Annotated in this window: 18 protein-coding genes and 1 pseudogene; 14 read left to right on the top strand and 5 right to left on the bottom strand. The window is 57.4% G+C overall.

The features are described from left to right. Window positions 1–50: 50 nt before the first annotated feature. The 7 genes from tssI to ACM1ZW_RS14145 all read left to right on the top strand — a co-directional run bounded on the left by tssI (window position 51) and on the right by ACM1ZW_RS14145 (window position 10,345). Entirely contained in the window at window positions 51–2,093 is a 2,043-nt protein-coding gene (tssI, locus tag ACM1ZW_RS14175) for a type VI secretion system tip protein TssI/VgrG (RefSeq protein WP_416740738.1), read from the top strand. Continuing rightward, window positions 2,083–2,823, top strand: a complete 741-nt coding sequence (locus ACM1ZW_RS14170) for a DUF4123 domain-containing protein (RefSeq protein ID WP_416740737.1) — start codon at window positions 2,083–2,085, stop codon at window positions 2,821–2,823. Before tssI ends, ACM1ZW_RS14170 begins: the two co-directional genes overlap by 11 nt. Beyond that, entirely contained in the window at window positions 2,820–7,715 is a 4,896-nt protein-coding gene (locus ACM1ZW_RS14165) for a polymorphic toxin type 46 domain-containing protein (protein WP_416740736.1), read from the top strand. The genes ACM1ZW_RS14170 and ACM1ZW_RS14165 overlap by 4 nt, the downstream gene beginning before the upstream one ends. Window positions 7,716–7,742: 27 nt before the next feature. Continuing rightward, window positions 7,743–8,015: a hypothetical protein gene (locus ACM1ZW_RS14160; protein ID WP_017338150.1), complete on the top strand. Its 273-nt coding sequence runs from the start codon at window positions 7,743–7,745 to the stop codon at window positions 8,013–8,015. 260 nt (window positions 8,016–8,275) lie between these two features. Then, complete coding sequence (locus tag ACM1ZW_RS14155; RefSeq protein WP_080995113.1) at window positions 8,276–8,389, top strand: DUF1652 domain-containing protein; 114 nt, start codon at window positions 8,276–8,278, stop codon at window positions 8,387–8,389. A gap of 502 nt (window positions 8,390–8,891) precedes the next feature. Beyond that, on the top strand, window positions 8,892–9,221 hold the full coding sequence (locus ACM1ZW_RS14150) for a hypothetical protein (protein WP_017338149.1): 330 nt from the start codon (window positions 8,892–8,894) through the stop codon (window positions 9,219–9,221). An 812-nt stretch (window positions 9,222–10,033) separates the two neighbouring features. Further along, entirely contained in the window at window positions 10,034–10,345 is a 312-nt protein-coding gene (locus ACM1ZW_RS14145; RefSeq protein ID WP_416740735.1) for a DUF3077 domain-containing protein, read from the top strand. 235 nt (window positions 10,346–10,580) lie between these two features. Here ACM1ZW_RS14145 and ACM1ZW_RS14140 read toward each other — a convergent pair whose 3' ends face one another. The 3 genes and pseudogenes from ACM1ZW_RS14140 to ACM1ZW_RS14130 all read right to left on the bottom strand — a co-directional run bounded on the left by ACM1ZW_RS14140 (window position 10,581) and on the right by ACM1ZW_RS14130 (window position 12,260). Beyond that, window positions 10,581–10,937 (bottom strand): DUF7079 family protein, encoded by a 357-nt coding sequence (locus ACM1ZW_RS14140; protein WP_414883128.1) that lies wholly within the window; start codon window positions 10,935–10,937, stop codon window positions 10,581–10,583. Further along, the gene (locus ACM1ZW_RS14135; RefSeq protein WP_416740734.1) at window positions 10,922–11,704 is read right to left on the bottom strand and encodes a hypothetical protein; all 783 of its coding nucleotides are present in this window, start codon (window positions 11,702–11,704) and stop codon (window positions 10,922–10,924) included. Before ACM1ZW_RS14135 ends, ACM1ZW_RS14140 begins: the two co-directional genes overlap by 16 nt. 10 nt (window positions 11,705–11,714) lie before the next feature. Next, window positions 11,715–12,260: pseudogene (locus tag ACM1ZW_RS14130) on the bottom strand (PAAR domain-containing protein). Between the two features lie 255 nt (window positions 12,261–12,515). On the opposite strand from ACM1ZW_RS14130, the gene ACM1ZW_RS14125 reads away from it, so the two are divergent. The 3 genes from ACM1ZW_RS14125 (at window position 12,516) to ACM1ZW_RS14115 (ending at window position 14,877) form a co-directional block, all read left to right on the top strand. After that, complete coding sequence (locus ACM1ZW_RS14125) at window positions 12,516–13,016, top strand: DUF3916 domain-containing protein (protein ID WP_017340330.1); 501 nt, start codon at window positions 12,516–12,518, stop codon at window positions 13,014–13,016. A gap of 212 nt (window positions 13,017–13,228) precedes the next feature. Next, entirely contained in the window at window positions 13,229–14,365 is a 1,137-nt protein-coding gene (locus tag ACM1ZW_RS14120) for an ImmA/IrrE family metallo-endopeptidase (RefSeq protein ID WP_416740733.1), read from the top strand. After that, on the top strand, window positions 14,362–14,877 hold the full coding sequence (locus tag ACM1ZW_RS14115; protein ID WP_414879440.1) for a DUF4411 family protein: 516 nt from the start codon (window positions 14,362–14,364) through the stop codon (window positions 14,875–14,877). Before ACM1ZW_RS14120 ends, ACM1ZW_RS14115 begins: the two co-directional genes overlap by 4 nt. Window positions 14,878–15,050: 173 nt before the next feature. Here ACM1ZW_RS14115 and ACM1ZW_RS14110 read toward each other — a convergent pair whose 3' ends face one another. Then, window positions 15,051–15,419 (bottom strand): PH domain-containing protein, encoded by a 369-nt coding sequence (locus ACM1ZW_RS14110; RefSeq protein ID WP_416740732.1) that lies wholly within the window; start codon window positions 15,417–15,419, stop codon window positions 15,051–15,053. Between the two features lie 36 nt (window positions 15,420–15,455). After that, entirely contained in the window at window positions 15,456–16,205 is a 750-nt protein-coding gene (locus ACM1ZW_RS14105) for a hypothetical protein (protein ID WP_416740731.1), read from the bottom strand. Window positions 16,206–16,873: 668 nt separating this feature from the next. Here ACM1ZW_RS14105 and ACM1ZW_RS14100 point away from each other — a divergent pair. From ACM1ZW_RS14100 to ACM1ZW_RS14085, 4 genes are read left to right on the top strand one after another with little or no spacing between them, the layout of a single operon-like run. Beyond that, complete coding sequence (locus tag ACM1ZW_RS14100) at window positions 16,874–17,350, top strand: formate dehydrogenase subunit gamma (RefSeq protein WP_416740730.1); 477 nt, start codon at window positions 16,874–16,876, stop codon at window positions 17,348–17,350. Beyond that, the gene (locus tag ACM1ZW_RS14095) at window positions 17,347–18,909 is read left to right on the top strand and encodes a formate dehydrogenase beta subunit (RefSeq protein WP_017340336.1); all 1,563 of its coding nucleotides are present in this window, start codon (window positions 17,347–17,349) and stop codon (window positions 18,907–18,909) included. Before ACM1ZW_RS14100 ends, ACM1ZW_RS14095 begins: the two co-directional genes overlap by 4 nt. Next, a complete protein-coding gene (gene fdhF / locus ACM1ZW_RS14090) occupies window positions 18,906–21,788 on the top strand; it encodes a formate dehydrogenase subunit alpha (RefSeq protein ID WP_416740729.1) in 2,883 nt (960 codons plus the stop codon). Before ACM1ZW_RS14095 ends, fdhF begins: the two co-directional genes overlap by 4 nt. Then, on the top strand, window positions 21,785–22,006 hold the full coding sequence (locus ACM1ZW_RS14085) for a formate dehydrogenase subunit delta (RefSeq protein WP_017340338.1): 222 nt from the start codon (window positions 21,785–21,787) through the stop codon (window positions 22,004–22,006). The genes fdhF and ACM1ZW_RS14085 overlap by 4 nt, the downstream gene beginning before the upstream one ends. Window positions 22,007–22,070: the final 64 nt, after the last annotated feature.

Below are 22,070 nucleotides of genomic sequence, written 5' to 3'. Positions count from 1 at the left end.
TCCTTGATCGGGTATTGGTTTACGCCGCAGCACTGCACGAGGAACAAGGGATGTTCGCGCCGGCCAATCAGACTCACTTTGTCTTGACTATCGAAGGTCTGGATAACGATCTCCAGGTCCTTGCCCTGCAAGGTCGGGAAGCCATCAGCCAGCCTTTTGTGTTTGAGGTGGACTTGGTCAGTGAACAGCCGTCCCTGGACCTCGAAACCCTGCTGCACAAACCGGCCTTCTTGCAGCTCTCGCCTGACGGCAGCGGCATCCATGGCCAGATCTATCGCGCCGCCCAGGGTGATTCCGGCAAACGCCTGACCCGCTACGCGGTGACCCTGCGCCCGCAACTGTCCTACCTCGCGCACCGCATCAACCAACGCATCTTCCAGAACCTCAGCGTGCCGAAAATCATCGGCATGGTCCTTGAAGAACACGGCATCCAAAGCAACACCTACGAATTCAAAGTCGGGGCGATCTATCCCGAGCGCATTTACTGCGTTCAATACGATGAATCGGACCTGCAATTTGTCCAGCGCCTGTGCGAGGAAGAAGGTATCCACTACCACTTCCAGCACAGCACCACGGCCCACAAGCTGGTGTTCGGCGATGACCAGACGGTGTTCCCGAAACTCGCACCCGTGGCCTACCAGCAAGACTCCGGCATGGTCGCCAACAACCCGGTGATCAAACGCTTCGACCTGCGTTTGGAAACCCGCACCAGCCGCACCACCCGCCGCGACTACGACTTCGAAAAACCGCGCCTGACCCTCGAAGCGGAAAACCGCGGCGACGCCCTGCCCGACCTCGAAGACTACGACTATCCCGGCCGTTTCATCGACCGCGAGCGCGGCAAGCACCTGGCCAAACGCGCCCTCGAACGTCACCGCAGCGACTTCCAGTTGGCCGAAGGCCGAAGCGATCAGCCGTTGCTGGTCAGCGGCCACTTCCTGGCCCTGACCCAACACCCCAAAGCCAAGTGGAACGACCTGTGGCTGCTGACTGAAATCCTCCACGAAGGCAAACAGCCGCAAGTGCTGGAAGAGTCGGTAACCAGCAGCACCACCAACCTCAAGGACGATTTCCATCAGGGCTATCGCAACCGCTTCCAGGCCACCCCCTGGGACGTCCCGAATCGCCCGCCGCTGAACCACCCCAAGCCACGCATCCTCGGCAGCCAAAGCGCCGTGGTCACCGGGCCCAAAGGTGAAGAGATCCACTGCGACCAGTACGGCCGCGTCAAAGTGCAATTCCACTGGGACCGCGAAGGTCAGGCCGACGACAAAACCAGCTGCTGGCTGCGCGTCTCCTCCGCCTGGGCCGGCGCCCACTACGGCGGCATCGCCATCCCGCGCATCGGCATGGAAGTGCTGGTGACCTTCCTTGAAGGCGACCCGGATCAACCGCTGATCAGCGGCTGCCTGTACCACAAGGAAAACGTCGTCCCCTACGACCTGCCGGCGAACAAGACCCGCAGCACCTTCAAGACCCTGAGTTCCCCAGGTGGCGGCGGTTACAACGAACTGCGCATCGAAGACAAAAAGGGCCAGGAACAAATCTTCCTGCACGCCCAGCGCGACTGGGACGAAAACGTCGAGCACGACCAGAAGATCCGCGTCGGCAACGAACGCCACGACACCGTCGAACAAAACAGCTACAGCGAATTCAAGGCCGAAGAACACCACACCGTCTACGCCGATCGTAAAGTCGAAACCCGCGCCAACGACCACCTCACCGTCGGTGTGAACCAGCACATCAAGGTCGGCACCGGCCAATTCATCGAAGCCGGCCAGGAGATCCACCTGAGCAGCGTCATGAAGGTCGTGCTCGAAGCCGGCAGCGAACTCACCCTCAAGGGTGGTGGCAGCTTCATCAAGATCGACGGCAGTGGCGTCACCCTGAGCGGGCCGGTGATCAACATGAACTCCGGCGGCAGTCCTGGCAACGGGACTGGCGCGGCACCGTTGATGCCGGGGGTGTTGAAACAGGCGGATGCGGATAAGGCGGGGGCGGTTCTGAGCCCGGCGCAGATCAACACCCTGAAACGCAACGCGCCATTCTGTGAAGAGTGCGAGAAGTGCAAGGCAGGTGCTTGTGCGATCTGATCTGTTGACTCCACAGGCTTGGCTGGCTGAACGGCCGTTGCAGACGGGTGAGCTGTTGTACTTGATCGTTAGCGCGGCCAGCGATGCCGAGCCACTCAAGGCCTTCTACCAGCAAGACATGGCGCCGGAATTGATCCCGATCTGGAGCGGCACGCCTTACGCCGATTGGCAGCCCGTCATGCCCTACCTCGCCGAGCTGAAACCCAATGCCGGTTTTCTGCAATGGATCGCCGAAACCGATGCTCAGGACTGGGGTTGGCTGGCAGTGTCCACCAGCACGCCGGACGTGGTGTTCGAGCACCTGCGCAGTTTGACCCAGGTACGCATGCCCGATGGGACCGAAGTGTTTTTCCGGTTCTGGGACGGGCGGCATATTTACCCGATTCTTGAAGGGTTGGGTGCTGGCGCAGGTGAAGTATTGCCGGTGTTTGACCGCTATCTGATCAATGGCCAGAGCCTGGACGCTGGGCCGAGGGCCGTGCCGCCAGCGAAGGAATGGCCGTGGTGGGAGGTGCCGCAAAAGTTGCTCGATAGTTTGGCGGAAAAAGACCACACCACCGTCGTCGACAACCTGATGCAGTGGCTGGGAGAGGACTGCCCGGAACTGTTCTTCGCCTTTCCCGAAAATAACTTGCGCCACAAGGTCGAGCGCTTCGTGCGCCAACAACCCAATACAGAAGATTTGGCAGAGCGTCTCGCTGCTCAGCTGACAAAGGAAGTCACGTCATGAATACCCCGATCGGTACCTTGGTCCTACACGTGCTGGACGCCAAAACCCCTGACGTGAACCTGATTCTCAAAGACTTCAAGAACTGCCTGAGCGATTACAAGGAATGGGCGGACGGCTTCCTGACCGGTTGGGCATTGGATGTCGACCAAACCTTCAAGGTCGGTAATGAAGTCAGCGTGACCAAACGCAAGACCAAAACCGGCAAGGTCGAGACCTACGCGACCTGCCCTCTGGCGGGCGACTTCACGCTGATCCACATGTTCGAATCAGCACGATTCGTACCGATCGGCAACACGCCAGTGAAACTGGAACCCGTCACCAAAGGTACTTTTTACGACGACGTCACTGGCCCCGTCATTGAAACAACGATCGGCCCGAGCGGCATCAAGGTGATCGATGGCTGCAAGAAAGGCCAGATGTACCGCATTACCTTTTTCCCGAACGTATCCCAAAGCAATGTCAAAGCACTCTACGACTCCTACCAGGGTGTAATCGGCAATCTAAACGGCTGGTTGCAAAGTGAATGGTCGAGCAAGTTCCAGCCTCAGTGGGCCAGTTACTCGGCGGCTGACCGCGCGGGCCGCTCTGTCATTCTGTTAAAACGAGCGATGGATGGTCTGGAAAAGGCGCTGCTCAGCCTGTGGGATGACATCAAAAGCCTGTTCGAACTACTCGCACACCCAAAGGAAAACCTCGAAAAGCTGCGCAAGTACCTGTCGGATGTCGAGATCGACAAGCTCTATGCCGCGTCCAAGGAGTCCATTGCTTCGGGTCTGTTGATCCTCAGTGACGAACCACTGATGTTCATTTACGTCTCGGCGATTGTGGCGTGGGTCGGCATGCTGCCGCCGCAAGTCATCGTTGACGTGGTGACGGCCATTGCGTCGGAATTCCTGATCAACGTGGTATTGGGTATTTGCCTCACTGGCGGTGCCGGGATCGCAGTGCGGGTGGGGACCAAAACTCTGTCCACGGTCAAGTCCGGTACGGCGCTCAAATACCTTGAAGAGCTGGCCGCAAAACTGATGAGCCTGAGCGGCAAGCACAGCCTGCCAGCGCACGCGGAGGTTTCCAAGCCACTGATTGCCAGTGCCAAAAGCGTGCCGATGAAGCCGACCAAAACGGCGGCGCTCAAAATCGACGAGGCCGCCGCCAACGGTTCTAAAAGTCAGGTGCCGAAAACCACGGATACGCCGAAGCAGGAAGTGAAAGACGCTTCTTCATTTCCGCGTGGCAAGAAAGACAAACAGACCACCCTCGCACCAAAGGAAAAGGTCGACGACGCTCCTACTCAGTCAAAAACGCCTGACGACAAAAGCGCCGCCTGTGCCAAGAAAACCTGCACCAATGGTTGCCCGGTATCGATGGTTACCGGCGAAGAGCTGCTGACCCTGACCGACGGTGAACTCGGTGGTCTGCTGCCCTTCAGCTGGACGCGCCTCTATCGCACCAGCGCCGCAGAAATCGACTGCGGCCTCGGTTACGGTTGGAGCCACGCCCTGGCGCAACGCGTCGACATCAACGGCGACGAAGTAATCTGGACCGACCACGAAAACCGCGTCACCACCTTCCCGTTGCCCAGTGTGCAGCGCCCGGCGATCACCAACAGCCTGTCGGAAGCGGCGATTTTCCTTGGTGACGATCCGTCCGAACTGACCCTCACCCAAGCCGGCGAACGCACCCAGTTCTACCACTTCCGCTACAACAGCAAAGGCGCGACGCTGATCGCCATCAGCGACAGCTACGACAACCGCCTGCACATCACCCGCGACATTCACGGACGAATCAAACGTGTCGATAACGGTGCCGGTCGCGCCCTCCTCGTGCGTTACGACCGCAAACACATCGTCGCCATCGATTACCAGCAGTTCAGCCCGGCGGACAACCTGGAAGATGCCTGGAGCACCGTCCAGACCCTGGTCACCTACGGCTACGACGCCCAGCACCGCCTGATCGAAGCCAAAAACGCCGCCGGTGAAGCCGAGCGTTATGCCTATAACGACCAGAACGTCATTCTCGAACGGCAACTGGCTGGTGGTGCCAGCTTCTACTGGGAATGGGAAAAAGAAGGCAAGTCAGCCCGCTGCATCCATCACTGGGCAAGCTTCTCGCAGATGGACGCGCACTACGCTTGGGATGACAAGGGCAGCGTCACGGTTACCAACGCTGACGGCAGCGAAGAGGTCTACACACATGACGACCAGGCTCGACTGGTCGCCAAAGTCGACCCGGATGGTGCCGAACACCTGAAGGCCTACGATGACAAGGGCCGCCTGATCGCCGAAAAAGACCCACTCGGCGCCGTCACCGAATACCAGTACAACGAAGCCGGTCGACTGGTTGCGGTGATTCCGCCGGAAGACGCCCCCACCACTTACGAGTACTACCACGGCTACGTCCGTGTGGTGAACCGTGGCCCGGCAAAGTGGACATACTGGCGCAACGATCAGGGCGACATCACCGAACAAGTCGACCCGGACGGCAACTCGACCCACTACAGCTACAACCGCCAAGGCCGTCTGCTGGAAATCCGTCACCCGGATGGCAGTCGTCATCAACTGGGCTGGAACAACCTCGGCCAACTGCTCGAAGAACAGCTACCGGACGGCGGCCAGCGCAAATATCGCTACGACGCCTTGGGCCGGCAGATCACCCGTCAGGACGAAAGCGGCGCGATCACCCACTACCAATGGAACGCTGCCAACCGCCTCGCGCAAATCACTTTGCCGGGCGGCGCTACGCGCGCCTTCACCTACAACGCCTACGGCAAAGTCACTGCCGAACGCGATGAACTGGGCCGCGTAACCCGCTACGAATACGCCGATAACCTGCACTTGGTCAGTCGTCGCATCAATCCGGACGGCAGCCAACTGCGTTATCGCTACGACAACTCGCGCCTGCTGCTCAGCGAGATCGAAAACGAACGTGGCGAGCACTATCACCTCGATTACTACCCGAACGGCCTGATCCAGCAGGAAACCGGCTTCGACGGTCGCCGGACGGCCTACGAGTACGACCTCAACGGCCAACTGCTGAAGAAAATCGAATTCGGCGACGACGGCAGTGAGTTGTTCACCGAATACCAACGCGACGCCGCCGGCCGCTTGCTGGTGAAAACCCTGGCGGATGGCGACGAAATTCACTACAGCTACGACGCCCTCGGCCGCCTCGTCAACGTCGACGACGGCCACTGGCCCCTCGCCTACGAATATGACCTGCAAGACCGCCTGATCACCGAACACCAAGGCTGGGGCACTCTGCGTTACGAGTACGACAACCTGGGCCAGTTGAGTCATTGCCGCCTCCCCGACGGCAGCAAACTCGACTACCGCCACCAACCTGGCGGCCGCCTGAGCAGCATCGACCTCAACGGCTCGCGCCTGACCACGCACCAGTTCAGCGCCGGTCGCGAACAACAGCGCCAACAAGGCCTGCTGCTCAGCCAATACCAGTACGACGAACAAGGCCGCTTGCAAGCCCACACCGTCAGCCAGCAGGACCGCAACCTGTTTCGCCGTCGCTACGCCTACGATGCCAACGGCAATCTTGCGGGTATCGACGACAGCCGCAAAGGCAAGCGCAGCTACCATTACGATCCGCTCGATCGCCTGATCAACGTCCGTGGCACCACCCCGGAAAGCTTCGCCCACGACCCGGCGGGCAACCTCCTCGGCCAAGGCGACCAGCCGTCCGCGAACCTGGTCAACGTCAAAGGCAACCGCCTGCTAATGCAGGGCGACCGGCACTATGACTATGATGCCCATGGCAACCTGATCCGCGAACGTCGCGGCACCGGGCAAAAACTCGTCACCGAGTACCGTTACGACTGCCAACATCGCCTGATCGGTGTCAGCCTCCCCGGCGGCAGCATCGCGAGCTACCAGTACGACGCCTTCGGCCGACGCATCGCCAAAACCGTCGATGGTCACACCACCGAATTCCTGTGGCAAGGCGAACGCCTCATCGCCGAAAGCGCCGACAACCGCTATCGCAGCTACATCTACGAACCGGGTAGCTTCCGCCCGCTGGCGATGCTCGATGGCGAAGGCTCACTGAAAGCCACGCCGTTCTACTACCAACTCGACCACCTCGGCACCCCGCAGGAACTCACCGACTACAGCGGCGAGATCATGTGGTCGGCGAAATACCGCGCCTACGGCAACCTCGCCACCCTCGACGTTGCAGAAATCGACAACCCGCTGCGCTTCCAGGGCCAGTACTTCGATGCCGAAACGGGCTTACATTACAACCGACATCGCTACTACAATCCGGGGACTGGACGGTTTTTGACGCCGGATCCGATCAAGCTTGCGGGTGGGTTGAACAACTACCAGTACGTACCTAACCCTACGGGGTGGGTGGATCCGTTGGGGTTGAGCTGCGTTCCGAGTAACTGCCCAGATGACAGACGAGCTGAGCTGAATCAAAAATACGGCCGGACAGGGGATATCAATAACGATATCAATGCCCGCGGAAGAAAAGAGACCGCTACGGAGTTTTACCGAACACAAGGCTTTGAAGAGACAAGCATTCCAGGGCATTTAAACGGCATAGATTTTAATCAACCGGTAAATGTAGAAACGTTAAACCGAGGAAAAACCGTTTATCAATTCCAATCACCGGGTGCTCCACAAGGCAACTACTACTCTCTGAACCCTGCTACAACCCCATCAGAGCTAGGAATTGGTCCACTCGGAGATAATCGTGCAGCAGGGACAGTCGAACTAAAACTGCAAGGTATTTATCGAACAACCGAAAAAACGCCCGTATTGAAATCGACAGCCAAACAGATAGATGATACTTGGTCTGTGAAAGGTGTGACACAACCGTCGTCAGGGGGTGGTACTCAAGTTTTTAGCAGCGCTAAAGGAAACTTCGAAAAAATCCCGTAAACTGTAATAACATTTAGGAGGCCACAAATGAAACAATCCGATCTATATGACATGGCAAGTCGTTGTGGCTTTACGGTAACAGTATTTTCGGATCACCCCGATTTTTTCTCATCTTGGTCTTTGAGTATCAAAAAAAATGAACAAAAATACATGATCGAACATGAAGGCAGAGACAACTGGTTAATATTTTACAAAGAAAACGAACCGAATAAATTCAAAGAGATAGACAAAAAAATATCTCACGCAATGAACGACAATGCAAAACTGAAGCAGTGTGAGTCTTGGCTTTTAAGTGTTTAACAAACAAAAAGTTAGCCACAAAACAAAAGGGGATAGCCGTGCCTGAGTTCAGGCGATCAGAAAATCCGACTTTTTCAACAGAATCGGCCGATTGCTGCATGTCGCCAGGTACTTTTCGACCCATAGCGCATGTCATTACGAGGGCGAGGGATGACCGCTAGAGATGATGCAGCTTGTCGTGATCTCAGTCAACACCGAGCAGGTTGTCTATGATTACTGAACAGAAACTCAAACCACCTTTGAGGTTGAGGACATAGGTCATGATTTCCATCCTTGAACTTCGCCACATCATTGAGTGCGGTTTTCTGCCTCTTTCTTGCGTCTGCACTGTTGGCGCTGATGCGATTTTGACCCAAGCCGCCGGAAATCATTGACCCATTCGAATATTCAGCAATCGATGACCTTGCGTGGGATTTCAGAGGCTGCACATGGGTCAGCTAAAATCAGTAACCTGGGTCAAAATCGCATCAGCACCAACAGGTTCGGCATTTTTTGGCAGACCAGGGAGTCTATCCGTAACCAGTTTCTTGTAGATATTACTCACAGCTCATCGGAAACTTGATGGAGAAATCCGATCAAGCTTCCATCCACACCAGTCCTTATTGGAGGCAGGTAGGGTGTACACTTCACGGTACAACGTGGAAGTGTACACATGCAAAAAACTATGTTAATTATACAGTTATGCTATTATTCGAGTCTCCCTCGGGCACCAAAATTAAGAAAGGTCTTGCTTTAGCAAGGCCTTTTTTTTCGTCTGCGATAAAGTGGTTGGCACCCCGCCAGCCTGTAGGAGCTGCCGAAGGCTGCGATCTTTTGATCCTGCTTTTCAACGCCACAACACGAAACCGCTCGGCTAACGAATCAAGGATTCACACGATGGAATTGCCACTGGAAACCGTTGCCCTTTTCGCCCTCAAGCTGGCTTATGAGACGGAAGATGGAAGTCCGATTTTGCGGGACGATCCGATCATGAGCGACTATGAGCGGGAGGTATTCGGCTTGCTAGTGCGCAGGGGCGATGTCGACGCGATCCAGTTCAGAGTGGCGCACTGCGTGGGTTTGGCGATGGAAGCTTTAGGCGGTGTTGATACGCCACTGGGGCGTGAGTTGCACAGGTTGGCAGATGATTTCAGCAATGCGCGGGCGATGGAGCAGCTTGAAGAGCCGCTAATCGCGCTCAAGGATTATCTGAAAGACATTCAATGAAGGAAGGCATGCAGCCTCAAAAGTGGGGACACCCAATAGGCAGATCGCCGCTGGCCACCTTATCCCTTTTCCAAGCCCCCTCTCCCCAGTTTTTAACTTTCGACCAAAGTTAACAACGTCCGCTTCCAGCCACTAGCTTCCACTCGCGACGGACAGCTATCGGCCGATTGTGTTGAAAAAGTCGGCTTTTCCGAAACACTCGAATATTGATGGACGAAAACACCTCAGTTGCACGCGGCTATGCGAAATCCGAGTCCTGAACTGTCTGCCAAAAATTCAGATTTCAATCTCAGGCGCGTACTTTTCTCGCGCGGAATTCGAAGCCGACTTTTTCAACAGAATCGGCCGATAACGGCCTTTGAGTGTAGCGGCTGCCCATGCCAAAAAGGGTGCAGCACATTTTTTTCGTCTTGGGGTCTTGGGGTCGAAGCCTTCGAAGGTTGCAGGAACAGAATCTGCACGATAACCTCCCACCGTCGCTGCCAATTCAGCGACCGGGTGTGGTAACCCGAGTTATTCAAGGCGCAACAGCGCCCCCATCACGATTGCCGGCGCTTTTTTTATGCCTGCAAGCGTGAGTTATGGCGGCTGTGCGTGGGACGCCCTCGGGCGTGCCGGTTTCCTTGATTCCCGGTTTACCACCCTGCGCACAGCTGTCACCCATTCGTGTGGTAACGAATCTGGCAGCTCCCTATATCAAGGAGTCTGATAATGCGCAGCATCAATCCGTACAAAATTTGGCTTTCCCCTCAACACAATCCCCAATCGCGTAACACCCTCCCCCACCACCTCTCCCTCATCGGAGGTGGCCAATGACCCATCAACCCGAACTCAAAACCATCGGCCTTACACCCGCGATCTACTGCGGCGATCAATCGCTGTTCCATGTCACGTGTAACGTGCCCGTCGGCGATGCGCTGGCCATGGCTTCTGATTTCCTCTTCCTCGCCAAGGCGCTGACCAAGGATGCGGCTTATGCCAAGGACACGGATTACCACGCCTGGGCCGCGCATTATTTGACGGCGATGAGTAAGGCGGTGGTGGATGATGTAGCGAAGGTGCTGACTCGGGATCGAGATAACGAGTTGGCAAATAAGCGGGCTGAGGGGATGGCTGAGGGGTAGCAAGCAAAAGGGCGGGACTCTGCCAGGCGTTTTGTAACTATGCAGGCACTCGCTCGCGAAGACTACGGCCATTCTGCGGGAATGGTGGTTGGCTGTCGTTTTTCGCGAGCGAACTCGCTCCTACAGAGGCTGCGGTGAATAGGTAGCTGTTGTCAGCCCGGAATATTTCGGGGACTTTTGTTACTGAGGTAGGCACGCAGCTCGATGACTAGGCTCAGGCTTACGAAGCTAGATGCTAGAGGCGGCTGACGATTTCCTTCCAGACATACCCGTAGTGATAACTCAGCCAGCGAACAAGCAGCTTATCGAATTGCCTGCGAAACCAATTGTTTTCCCTGGCTGCAAGTCTTTCTTCAATCATGGCGTTGAGCGAGTCAGGATCGAAACCTGTCCAGACCGATGGGACGGCCGATTCAATATTGGTAAAGCAAACAGGCGCGACTTCTGAGTAAAGAATTTCGTGTAGCGTCTGACGATCAACACCCTTCACCTGCTCTGCTATGTAGTCGTAATCGACCGGCGAGTCATTGAACGGATCCGAGAGTGCGGCTCTGATTTTGGTCAGTTCGGATCGACTCAAAAGATATCCCAATGCGAAAACTCCTCTAGCTCCTCATCGAGAGAATGGGCGACTGCTTCACCAGCCACACCCCCTGCAATGCTTCCCACCAAAACAACAGCAATTGCACAAATGGGAGCACCCGGACCACAGAGAGCGCTCACGCCAAGCCCCGCGAGCAAACCTCCCACTGCACCACTGCCCACTATGATGCCCTGCCGCGCGGTTTCCTTCGGCTTGTTATCAGCATTCAGGATTTGATAGGTCGCAAGGGCGGCGGTGACTAGAATTCCGAGCTTCCCCATCATGCGCATTTTTTGGGTGCCTTTCGTGAACGAGGCATCGTCCCGACCGGCCGCTTCCAGGATTGTGTAGTGGATTTTGGTTTGTTCTGTTGGCGAAAGGCTGTTGTATTTCTTTTTAAAGAGGCGCTCGGAGTAGCGATCGAACAGTGAGTCAAGCGTCCTGCCGTCGGGCTTCTTTTTTTGGACGATAGCCAGGCCTTGAGCGGATGTGAATTTGCGATGTTCCATCATGATCTTGTTTCTCAATTCATTACTGAACTGTACGCCTTCATGTGCAGTAATTATTCCTGCCTTGACGTCTGCCAATGTCTGCTGAGACATGCGCTTGATATTTTTCATGTAGCTGGCCCGGACCTTTTCGTCTGAGATAGCATCCAGCGAAAATCTGAGTGCTGTCCCCTCCATCAATTCCAGTGCTCTGTCGAGCGGAGAGTCCATCAACGCGTGCTCACGTTGAATGACATAGCTACCGGTGACAAGGTACGGCTCGGTCATAGGATGCTCCTTATCCCAATATTTTATTCAAAAGGCTTTCTGTAAGAGTCGAAGTGGCGGTAGTCGATCCCTCCTCGAACTTGAGCATCAAACAAACTTTCCCTGAGGGGCTATTAAATTTAACAGCGTTGTCCCTGTTAAATACGCCTGGAAGGGTTGATCCGTCCTCAAAATGCGCCGTGCACGATAAACCTTCGTAACTTTCGGTGGCAGGGATTTAGAAGCCGATCCAGCTAGCGCCAAGAACGAGAGGCACTGGGGAAAAAAATGGGCAGGCTGTATGAGAATCACCAATTATCACCGTCCCGGAACCACCAATGACAACACTGCCGTGGGTTCCGCCTGTATCAATCGTCGCGGCATTCTTGCCATTGATGAAAACAGTGGAGGACAGACCAGAGGACAATGCACTGCCACACGTACAGGTATCACCTTGGCGTGCAGCTGAGAGCCCATCGAAGAAAACGTCTGGCGATCCTGTCGCGATGGGATTGGTGCCGTGCCCCGGTAGCGGGCAACTTGAAGGGTCGGTTTTACGCGCGGCTGGCTTAGCCAAGATGACCTCCTGTCATTGGATCCTGATGTGGCAAATAACCTAACAGATTGCTGCGGCTGTTGCGTACCTCTCAGCGAGGAATGAGCCCCCTGGCCGGTAGCGCAAGATGTGTGCGCCACGGAAAGATATCGCAACGGTTTCCTCTTTGATGGCTGTCCTTCCCACCTGCAATATCACCGGCTCTGGTGCACTGAAGGGACATTCAGCGCCAGCAGACAACAACGAATGTTTTTTCGGTATCGCAAGGATGTATCAATGCGGCAAATCGCTCTCAGCAACAAAAAACTCAGAGGCATTCCCCGCCGTCTTCGCGCTTTGGAACGTTGGGCTGCCAGTTTTCGCGACGAGTTTTATCCGCGATCCGGGCGCATGGAGCGCTACACACATTGGAAGATTCCGGTGCACGAGGCTCTTGTTGAAGGCCCTCAAGCCAGGATCGAAGTTCAAGCCTTCTGTATCCAGCAACTGCTCGAAGCCGCTAGCCACCTGTCCAACGCGGCTGACCACTCACAGGGTTACTATCGGGTCGCTTGCCTGCTGACGTGGCCATGGGTCCATCAGAGCGAGGTCACCCTCTTCTATGACCGGGACTATTACATGGGTTTTCTCGGTAAAACCAACGCCCTCAAGCCAGATCGGATCAGCCACGATCTTGCGTTGCACACGCCTGCGAATTTCATCGAGCATGGGCATGACGTCACTCAAGCAGACGATGAGGTCGCCGTTCAGTGGTGGTGCATTGGGGAACCGGCGTGAGGGCTTTCATCCTCGGTCTACTGCAGGGATCAATGATGTGGCTTGCGCCTAGGACACGGACCCCGAGTTAGTGGGGCTCTCAGATACGTAACGTTTGGCGACCAAATACCCGAGACAGCCCCCCGCCCTTGTAGTCAGATACGGCTATCGTTTGAATTGGCTGTGTAGGGGCATTTTGCGGAAACGGTTATGACACCCAAATGGAATCACACATGGAAGCGCTGATTAATCCGGACCTGCTGCGATGGGCGAGGGAGCGTGCCTCCCTGAGCACGAGCGCCCTGGCCAAAAGTCTGGGTACGCAGGAAGACAACGTGTTGGCGTGGGAGCAAGGCACGAAAAGGCCCTCCTTCAACCAGGCCATAAATTACGCCCGGCAGACGTACATCCCGTTTGGGTACCTTTACCTGCCTCAGCCGCCGGAGGAAAACCCTTCTCTGCCGGATCTCAGAACGATCAATGGCAGGCGTAGCCGCGGATACAGTCTCGCCCTCATGGACACTATCAGGTGGGCGGCGGAACGACAGGAATGGTATCGCGACTACCTGATCAGCCAAGGCATCACAGAAAATAGCGTTGTCGGGAAGTTTTCGGTGAGTGACAGCTTCGAAGAAATCGTTGCGGACATTCGTGCAGTCTTAGGCTTATCCAACATACCCAAGCGCGGCGATTTTGAAGACTACTTTAAAAGTTTAGTCGGCAACATTGAAAGCACCGGGATACTTGTGATGCGCAATAGCGTTGTCAACAACAATACGAGCAGGCCATTGCTTGTTGAAGAATTTCGAGGCTTCGCAATCAGCGACAAATTGGCACCCGTCATTTTTATCAACACCGCCGATTGCCCCGAGGCAAGGCTGTTCACTTTAGCTCATGAGCTGTCTCATATCTGGTTAGGTCATTCTGGTGTGTCTGATGGTGACCCTGCGAACCATAGATCGGAGGAAATCCTGTGCAACGCAGTCGCAGCAGAGCTGTTAACGCCTGGCCGTGAATTCCTTTCCTTTTGGGATGCTGAGATCGAGTGGCAAGAAAACATTCCTCGTTTAACAAATATTTTCCATGTGAGCGGCTGGGTGATCGCCAGGAGAGCCCTGACTTTTAACCTCATAACGGCATTCGAATATGAAGCATTTGTTGCCAGAAAAATCACCGAGTACAAAGCTCGCGACAAAGAGGGAGCCCCTCCCTACAACAGGCTGCAGACCGCCAGAGTTAGCAAAACGCTCGCCATAGCGGTGGCAAGTGAAACATTAAGCGGAAGAATGCTTTATCGAGACGCAGCACGTCTGATTGGTGTGAAGCCGCACAAACTCTCTGATTATTCTAAGAAGGAACTTGGATTTTGAGTTATCTGCTGGATGCGAACTCCTACATACAGGCGAAAAACACTCACTACCGCATGGTTTTCTGCCCTGGCTTCTGGGACTGGCTGGACAGCGCCTCTGATGCGGGGAAAATATCCAGCGTAACGTCGGTGTACAAGGAACTGGTTGACTATGGGGACGAATTATCGGAATGGGCGAAAGAAAGAACAAACCATTTCTTGTCGGTAAATGACGCCAGTACACAGATAACATTCGCGCAGATCGCTACGTTTGTCATGGACCTGCCGCTGCCTAAAAAAACAGAAAAAATACGCTTTCTTGAAGGCGCCGATCCATGGTTGATTGCTAAAGCCGGTGCAACTGGACAGACCGTTGTAACCCACGAAGTGTTGGTACCTCCAACGAGTCAGAAAATCAAAATCCCAAATATTTGCCAGCAGTTCAATGTGCCCTACATGAGCGCATTCGATCTGCTCGAAACACTTGATGCCAAACTCGTTCTTGGCACGCTGAGCTCAAATCCGTCGGCCTGACACCCGCTATCTACTGCGGCGATCAGGACCTGTACCCGCAATGTCCCACTCGGCCATGCCGGTTTTGTGGTGAGTGGGCTGGCGTCTTCGCGGGCAAGCCCGCTCCCACAGGGATTTCGGGTGGCTGAAGTCTGTTATTGGCCTTGGGGTTTCGGGGCCTTTGGGCTCGCGGGTCAGAGGACGTGTTGGGAAATCAGTTTCGAGATTTCCACCACCGACGTCCGGCCGGTGAATTCGAATTTCACTTTGCCCAGCGACGAGAAGTAGATTTCCAGTTCCGAATCCAGGTCGAAGGTGCCGGAGGTTTCTACCGAGTAGGCGACGATGTTTTTGTAGGGCAGCGAGGTGAAGTCTTTTTTGCTGCCAGTGAGGCCCTGGACGTTGACGGCGATGATGCGTTTGTTGGTGAAGACGACGCCGTCGCGCATGGATTTGTACGAGTCGATGACGTGCTCGCCTTCCAGCAACAGTGCGCTGACGCGTTCTGCGTACTCTTCGTTTTGCTTGAGTTTGAAAAAGCCTTTGTTGTTGAAGTCGATCATCTGTCCATCCTCCGTTCGAAGAAAAATCCCTGCGGGTTACTTCAGCACCTTTACGACTCGAATGTTGATGGGAAATCCATCCTGTCCGGGCAGTTTTTTCCATCCCACGTACTGAAAAACCTCTTCCTCATCAATGTACTCGCCCCACTCCGCGGCTTTGCCGCCCAGCACGGCGACGTTCCTGTTAATGGCGCATCTGCCATCCGAAGGACCGACGGTGTAGATCACATAAGGTTCGACGTATTTCGCGGCGCGGAAATGGCGGCCGCAACCAGAATCGACGCGGATCATCAAGGTCTTCAGATTGGCTTCACCATCCAGCTCGGCGTGCTGGTCGAGTTCCCCGATTTCGCCGACGTCGCTGAAGCCCAGAGAGCGAGCGCGCTCGTAATCCGAAGATTTCAGGTGTTGGGTCTGGGCTTGCTGGAGCTGCTGATCTACCTCCTCGCCGGTTTCAATACGGCCCTTGATCGCGATCTCTGTCGCTTGGGGAAAGACGCTCTCACAGCGGGCGTAATCGGGGGAGCCGAGGTTTGCCTGGGGAAGGTTCTCGCGATGTACAGTAAACGTCCGCAGGTAACTCTCGATAGTGGGCAAAGCATCCTTGGGCGTCTGGCGCCCACTCTGCACCTCGGTCACTGCCCGCTGTAATTGCTGGCAATCGGCGAGGTAGGCCTTCCTGGCGTACTCCGGGGATTCATCCCATTCGGCGGCGAGCGCCGGGGTCGTCACGACGGCGACAGCGATTGCGCAGAACAGGCGCGAGGTTCGAGCGACAGTGGGCATGTGTAGTCCGTTACAAAGATGAAATAAGTGGCGCAACGCTACTGTTTTGCCGCCTTACCGTCCACTGGCAGCGAAGGAGACAGGCCTTGTTTCCTGGGCTTTTCGCGAGCTCGCTCCTACAGGGGTTGTGATTCTGATCCGTGTTTTGCGTGAACTGATCTGGCGCTATCGCCAGCAGGCTGGCTCCCACAGGGAATTTTGTGTGGTGGTTGGGGTTTGGGATTGGCCTTGAGGTATTGGGCTCGGGTGAATGGCTTTCGGTTTACGGCGAGTCAGATCAACGCATCTGCGCCCTGAATTGCCCACGGATCTGATGCTGTTTCTTATCTGTAATGCTTGCTATACATCATCCATCGACAGGCCCTCCGGGCATTAGGCCGGTGAGTGAACGCCCCACGCCGCACTCATCTAGACTTAAGGGATAGTCGTAGGCAGAACCGAACACGTCGCTTTGGTGCAGTTCAATCAAAAGCGCCGTGGCAAGCTGCCCTTTATGCCCAGTAGAGGTGCGGCGAAGACCGTGCCGGGCACAACAAGATGCCCGCCAAGGGTGCCCTGGCCAACGGCCTGAAATTGCCACGATTCCGTGACGTGGTGTGAGTGCCGCAGCCGACACTTTCGGACGACCGACAACCATCTGGTTTGTCCGTGACCGTGAGGATTGCTGAATGCCTGATGAGAGTTTGCACCTGCCTTTGGTCAACAGTCTGCTGGAGCGCCATAAGGGCTCTGCGGGTGCACTGTTGCCCATCCTTCATGATATTCAGGAACGCATCGGTTACATCCCCGATGCGGCCGTTCCCGAGATTGCTCACGCCCTCAATCAGAGTCAGGCCGAGGTTCGCGGGGTGATCAGCTTTTACCATGACTTCCGTACCGCGCCGCCGGCCAAGCATATCCTGCGGCTGTGCCGGGCTGAGTCTTGCAAAAGCCGTGGTGCCGAAGCGCTTGCCGCGCAGTTGCGCGAACGGCTGCAACTGGATGACCACGGCAGCAGCGCCGACGGCAGCATCAGTTTGCGGCCGGTGTATTGCCTCGGCGCCTGTGCCTGCTCGCCCGCTCTGGAACTCGATGGCCGGGTGCATGCGCGGCTCAGCGCTGAGCGTCTCGATGCCTTGCTCGACACTTGCCGGGAGGACGCATGATGCCGACTCTTTATCTGCCCACTGATTCCCTTGCCCGTGCCGTGGGTGCCGATGAGGTGGCGGTGGCCCTGATCACTCAGGCCCGGGAACGCAATGTGCCGCTGGAGTTGCAGCGCACCAGTTCGCGCGGCTTGTATTGGCTGGAGCCGCTGCTGGAAGTGGACAGCCCGCAAGGCCGGATCGGCTTTGGTCCGCTGACGGCTGCCGATGTGCCGTCGGTGCTCGAGGCGCTGCAAGGTGAACCGTCATCGCATCCACTGGCATTGGGGCTGGTGGAAGAATTGCCTTATCTCAAGTCTCAACAACGCCTGCTGTTCGCCCGCGCCGGTATTACCCGGCCGCTGTCGCTGGACGATTATCGGGCCCATGGCGGTTTCGAAGGTTTAACCAGGGCCGTTGCCATTGGTGGCGAACAGACTGCCACGGCGGTGTTCGATTCGGGCCTGCGTGGCCGTGGCGGCGCGGCGTTCCCGGCCGGGATCAAATGGCGCACGGTGCGCGCCACCGAGGCGGCGCAGAAGTACATCGTGTGCAACGCCGACGAAGGCGATTCCGGCACTTTTGCCGACCGCATGCTGATGGAAGGCGACCCCTTCCTGCTGATCGAAGGCATGGCGATTGCCGGCATTACCGTCGGCGCCACTTACGGCTATATCTATGTGCGCTCGGAATATCCGGACGCCGTCGCTACGTTGCGTCAGGCGCTGAGCCTTGCCCGGTCCGCCGGTTACCTGGGCGCCAATGTCGGCGGCAGCGGGCAGGCGTTCGATATGGAAGTGCGGGTCGGTGCCGGCGCTTACATCTGCGGTGAGGAAACCGCGCTGCTGGACTCGCTTGAAGGCAAGCGCGGGATCGTCCGCGCCAAGCCGCCGATCCCTGCGTTGAAGGGGCTGTTTGGCCTGCCGACGCTGGTGCACAACGTGCTGACCCTGGCCTCGGTGCCGTTGATTCTGGCCAAGGGTGCGCAGTTCTATCGTGATTACGGCATGGGCCGCTCCCTGGGGACCATGCCTTTCCAACTGGCGGGCAATGTTCGTCACGGCGGTCTGGTGGAACGGGCCTTTGGCCTGACGCTACGGGAGCTGGTGGAAGACTACGGCGGTGGCACGGCGAGTGGCCGGCCGTTGAAGGCTGCGCAGGTCGGCGGCCCGCTCGGTGCCTGGGTGCCGCCGTCGCAATTCGACACACCGCTGGATTACGAAGCCTTCGCAGCCATGGGCGCGATGCTCGGTCACGGTGGTGTGGTGGTGGCGGACGACACGCTGGACATGGCCCACATGGCGCGCTTCGCCATGGAGTTCTGCGCCGAGGAATCCTGTGGCAAATGCACGCCGTGCCGCATCGGCTCGACCCGGGGCGTTGAGGTGATCGACCGCCTGCTGGCCGCGCCAGATCAGGCTGGTCGTGATCAGCAGGTGATCATCCTCAAGGACCTGTGCGACACCCTGCAATACGGTTCGCTCTGCGCATTGGGCGGCATGGTGTCCTTTCCGGTCGCCAGCGCCCTCAAGTACTTCCCCGCCGACTTCGGTCTGCAAGCCTCGGAGGCCGAGCAATGATTACTCTCTTCGACCCGAAAACCGATATCGATCTGGGCACCCCGGCCCGCGAAAGCGACGTGCAGGTCACCCTGAACATCGACGGCCGCAGCATCAGCGTGCCCGAAGGCACCTCGGTGATGCGCGCCGCGGCGCTGCTGGGCACCACCATTCCGAAACTGTGCGCCACCGACAGCCTGGAAGCCTTCGGCTCCTGCCGCATGTGCCTGGTGGAAATCGACGGGATGCGCGGCTATCCGGCGTCCTGCACCACGCCGGTCACTGAAGGCATGACCGTGCACACGCAGACGCCGAAACTCGCGATCCTGCGGCGCAACGTCATGGAGCTGTACATCTCCGATCACCCGCTGGATTGCCTGACCTGCTCGGCCAACGGCAACTGCGAACTGCAAACCGTGGCCGGCCAGGTTGGCCTGCGGGAAGTGCGTTACGGCTATGAAGGTGACAACCATCTGGACGACAAGAAAGACACGTCCAACCCCTACTTCGACTACGACCCGAGCAAGTGCATCGTCTGCAACCGCTGCGTGCGTGCCTGCGAAGAAACCCAGGGCACCTTTGCGCTGACCATTACCGGGCGCGGCTTTGAGTCCCGCGTGGCCGCCGCGGGGGGTGACAACTTCCTCGACTCGGAATGCGTGTCCTGTGGCGCTTGTGTGCAGGCCTGCCCGACTGCGACGCTGATGGAAAAAAGCGTGGTCGAGCTGGGTCAGCCGGAACGCAGTGTGATCACGACTTGCGCCTATTGCGGCGTGGGCTGCTCGTTCCGCGCCGAGATGAAAGGCGACCAGCTGGTGCGCATGGTTCCGGACAAGAACGGCCAGGCCAACCATGGCCACTCGTGCGTCAAAGGGCGCTTTGCCTGGGGCTACGCCACTCACCCGGATCGCATCACCAAACCGATGATCCGCCAGCACATCAACGACCCGTGGCAGGAAGTCAGCTGGGACGAAGCGGTGACCTACGCCGCCAGCGAATTCCGCCGGCTGCAGCAAAAATATGGCCGCGATTCCATTGGTGGTATTACCTCCAGCCGTTGCACCAACGAAGAAACCTATCTGGTGCAAAAACTGGTGCGCGCCGCGTTCGGCAACAACAACGTCGATACCTGTGCGCGGGTTTGCCACTCGCCGACCGGTTATGGCTTGAAACAAACCTTGGGCGAGTCTGCCGGCACCCAGAGTTTCGACTCGGTGATGCAGGCCGACGTGATTCTGGTGATGGGCGCCAACCCGAGTGACGCTCACCCGGTGTTCGCCTCGCAGCTCAAACGCCGCCTGCGTGAAGGTGCGCGGCTGATCGTCATCGACCCACGCCGCATTGATCTGGTGGACTCGGTGCATGCCCGCGCCGAGCTGCACCTGGCCCTGCGTCCGGGCACCAACGTTGCCATGCTCAACGCACTGGCTCATGTGATCGTCACCGAAGGTTTGCTCAATCAGGCGTTTATCGATGCCCGTTGCGAGGGCAGTGATTTCGCCCGCTGGAGCGAGCTGGTCAGCCGGCCGGAAAACTCGCCGGAAGTGCTTGGCGCCATCTGCGGCGTGGAACCTGCCGACATCCGTGCCGCCGCCCGCCTGTATGCCACCGGCGGCAATGCGGCGATCTATTACGGCCTCGGCGTCACGGAGCACAGTCAGGGCAGCACCGCGGTCATGGGCATCGCCAACCTCGCCATGGCCACCGGCAACATCGGCCGCGAAGGCGTGGGCGTGAACCCGCTGCGGGGGCAGAACAACGTTCAGGGCTCCTGCGACATGGGCTCGTTCCCCCACGAGCTGCCCGGTTACCGGCATATCTCCAACGAGGTGGTTCGGGCGCAGTTCGAACAGGCGTGGAACGTCACGCTTCAACCTGATCCGGGCCTGCGCATTCCCAACATGTTCGAGTCGGCGCTCGCCGGCAGCTTCAAGGGTCTGTATTGCCAGGGTGAAGACATCGCCCAGAGCGATCCGAATACCCAGCACGTCACCGCGGCGCTGTCGGCCATGGAGTGTGTGGTGGTGCAGGACATTTTCCTCAACGAAACCGCCAGGTTCGCGCATGTATTCCTGCCGGGCGCTTCGTTCCTGGAAAAAGACGGCACGTTTACCAACGCCGAGCGACGCATCTCCCGGGTGCGCAAGGTCATGGAACCGCTGGGCGGCAAGGCCGACTGGGAAGGCACCGTCGCGCTGGCCCACGCCTTGGGCTACCCGATGAACTACAAGCACCCGTCGGAAATCATGGATGAGATCGCCAGCCTGACGCCGACTTTCACCAACGTCAGCTACGCCGAACTGGATCGCCACGGCAGCCTGCAATGGCCGTGCAACGCCGCGGCACCGGACGGCACGCCGACCATGCACATCGATGAGTTCGTGCGCGGCAAGGGGCGCTTCATGCTCACCGGCTACGTGCCGACCGAGGAGAAGGTCAACAATCGCTATCCGCTGCTGCTGACCACCGGCCGCATTCTCAGCCAGTACAACGTCGGCGCGCAGACCCGGCGTACCGAAAACGTGGCCTGGCACGATGAAGACCGCCTGGAAATCCACCCGACCGACGCCGAGAGCCGTGGCATCAACGAAGGTGACTGGGTCGGCATCGGCAGCCGCGCCGGCCAGACCGTACTGCGTGCGCGGGTCACCGAACGTGTGGCGCCGGGCGTGGTGTACACCACGTTCCACTTCCCTGAATCGGGGGCCAACGTCATCACCACCGATAACTCCGACTGGGCCACCAACTGTCCGGAGTACAAGGTCACCGCCGTGGAAGTCAGCCGCGTCTACCACCCTTCCGAGTGGCAAAAACGCTATCAGGCCTTCAGCGACGAACAGGACCGTTTGCTCAGGGAACGCCGTCAGGCCCGTGGCGCTAAAGCGGAGGTGCGCCGATGAGTACTGAAAACCTGATCAAGATGGTCAACCAGATCGCCCAGTATTTCGCCAGCGAACCGGACCAGAAAGCGGCGGTGCTCGGTGTGCGTAATCATCTGCAGATGTACTGGACGCCCGGCATGCGCAAGGAGTTGCTGGCCTGGCAGACCGAGCATCAAGGGGCGGACTTGCATCCGTTGGCGCAAGAGGCGGTCAGCGGGGCCGGTTGGGAGGCGTAGGTTTCTTCATCTGCTGGCTGAAAACCTGTAGGAGCGAGCCCGCTCGCTCCTACAGGGGATTGTG

Origin of the sequence: Pseudomonas sp. NFX71 (assembly GCF_048079215.1) — a bacterium.
In the GTDB taxonomy this organism is placed as follows: domain Bacteria; phylum Pseudomonadota; class Gammaproteobacteria; order Pseudomonadales; family Pseudomonadaceae; genus Aquipseudomonas; species Aquipseudomonas fluorescens_B.
This window is presented reverse-complemented; position numbering and strand designations above follow the sequence as displayed.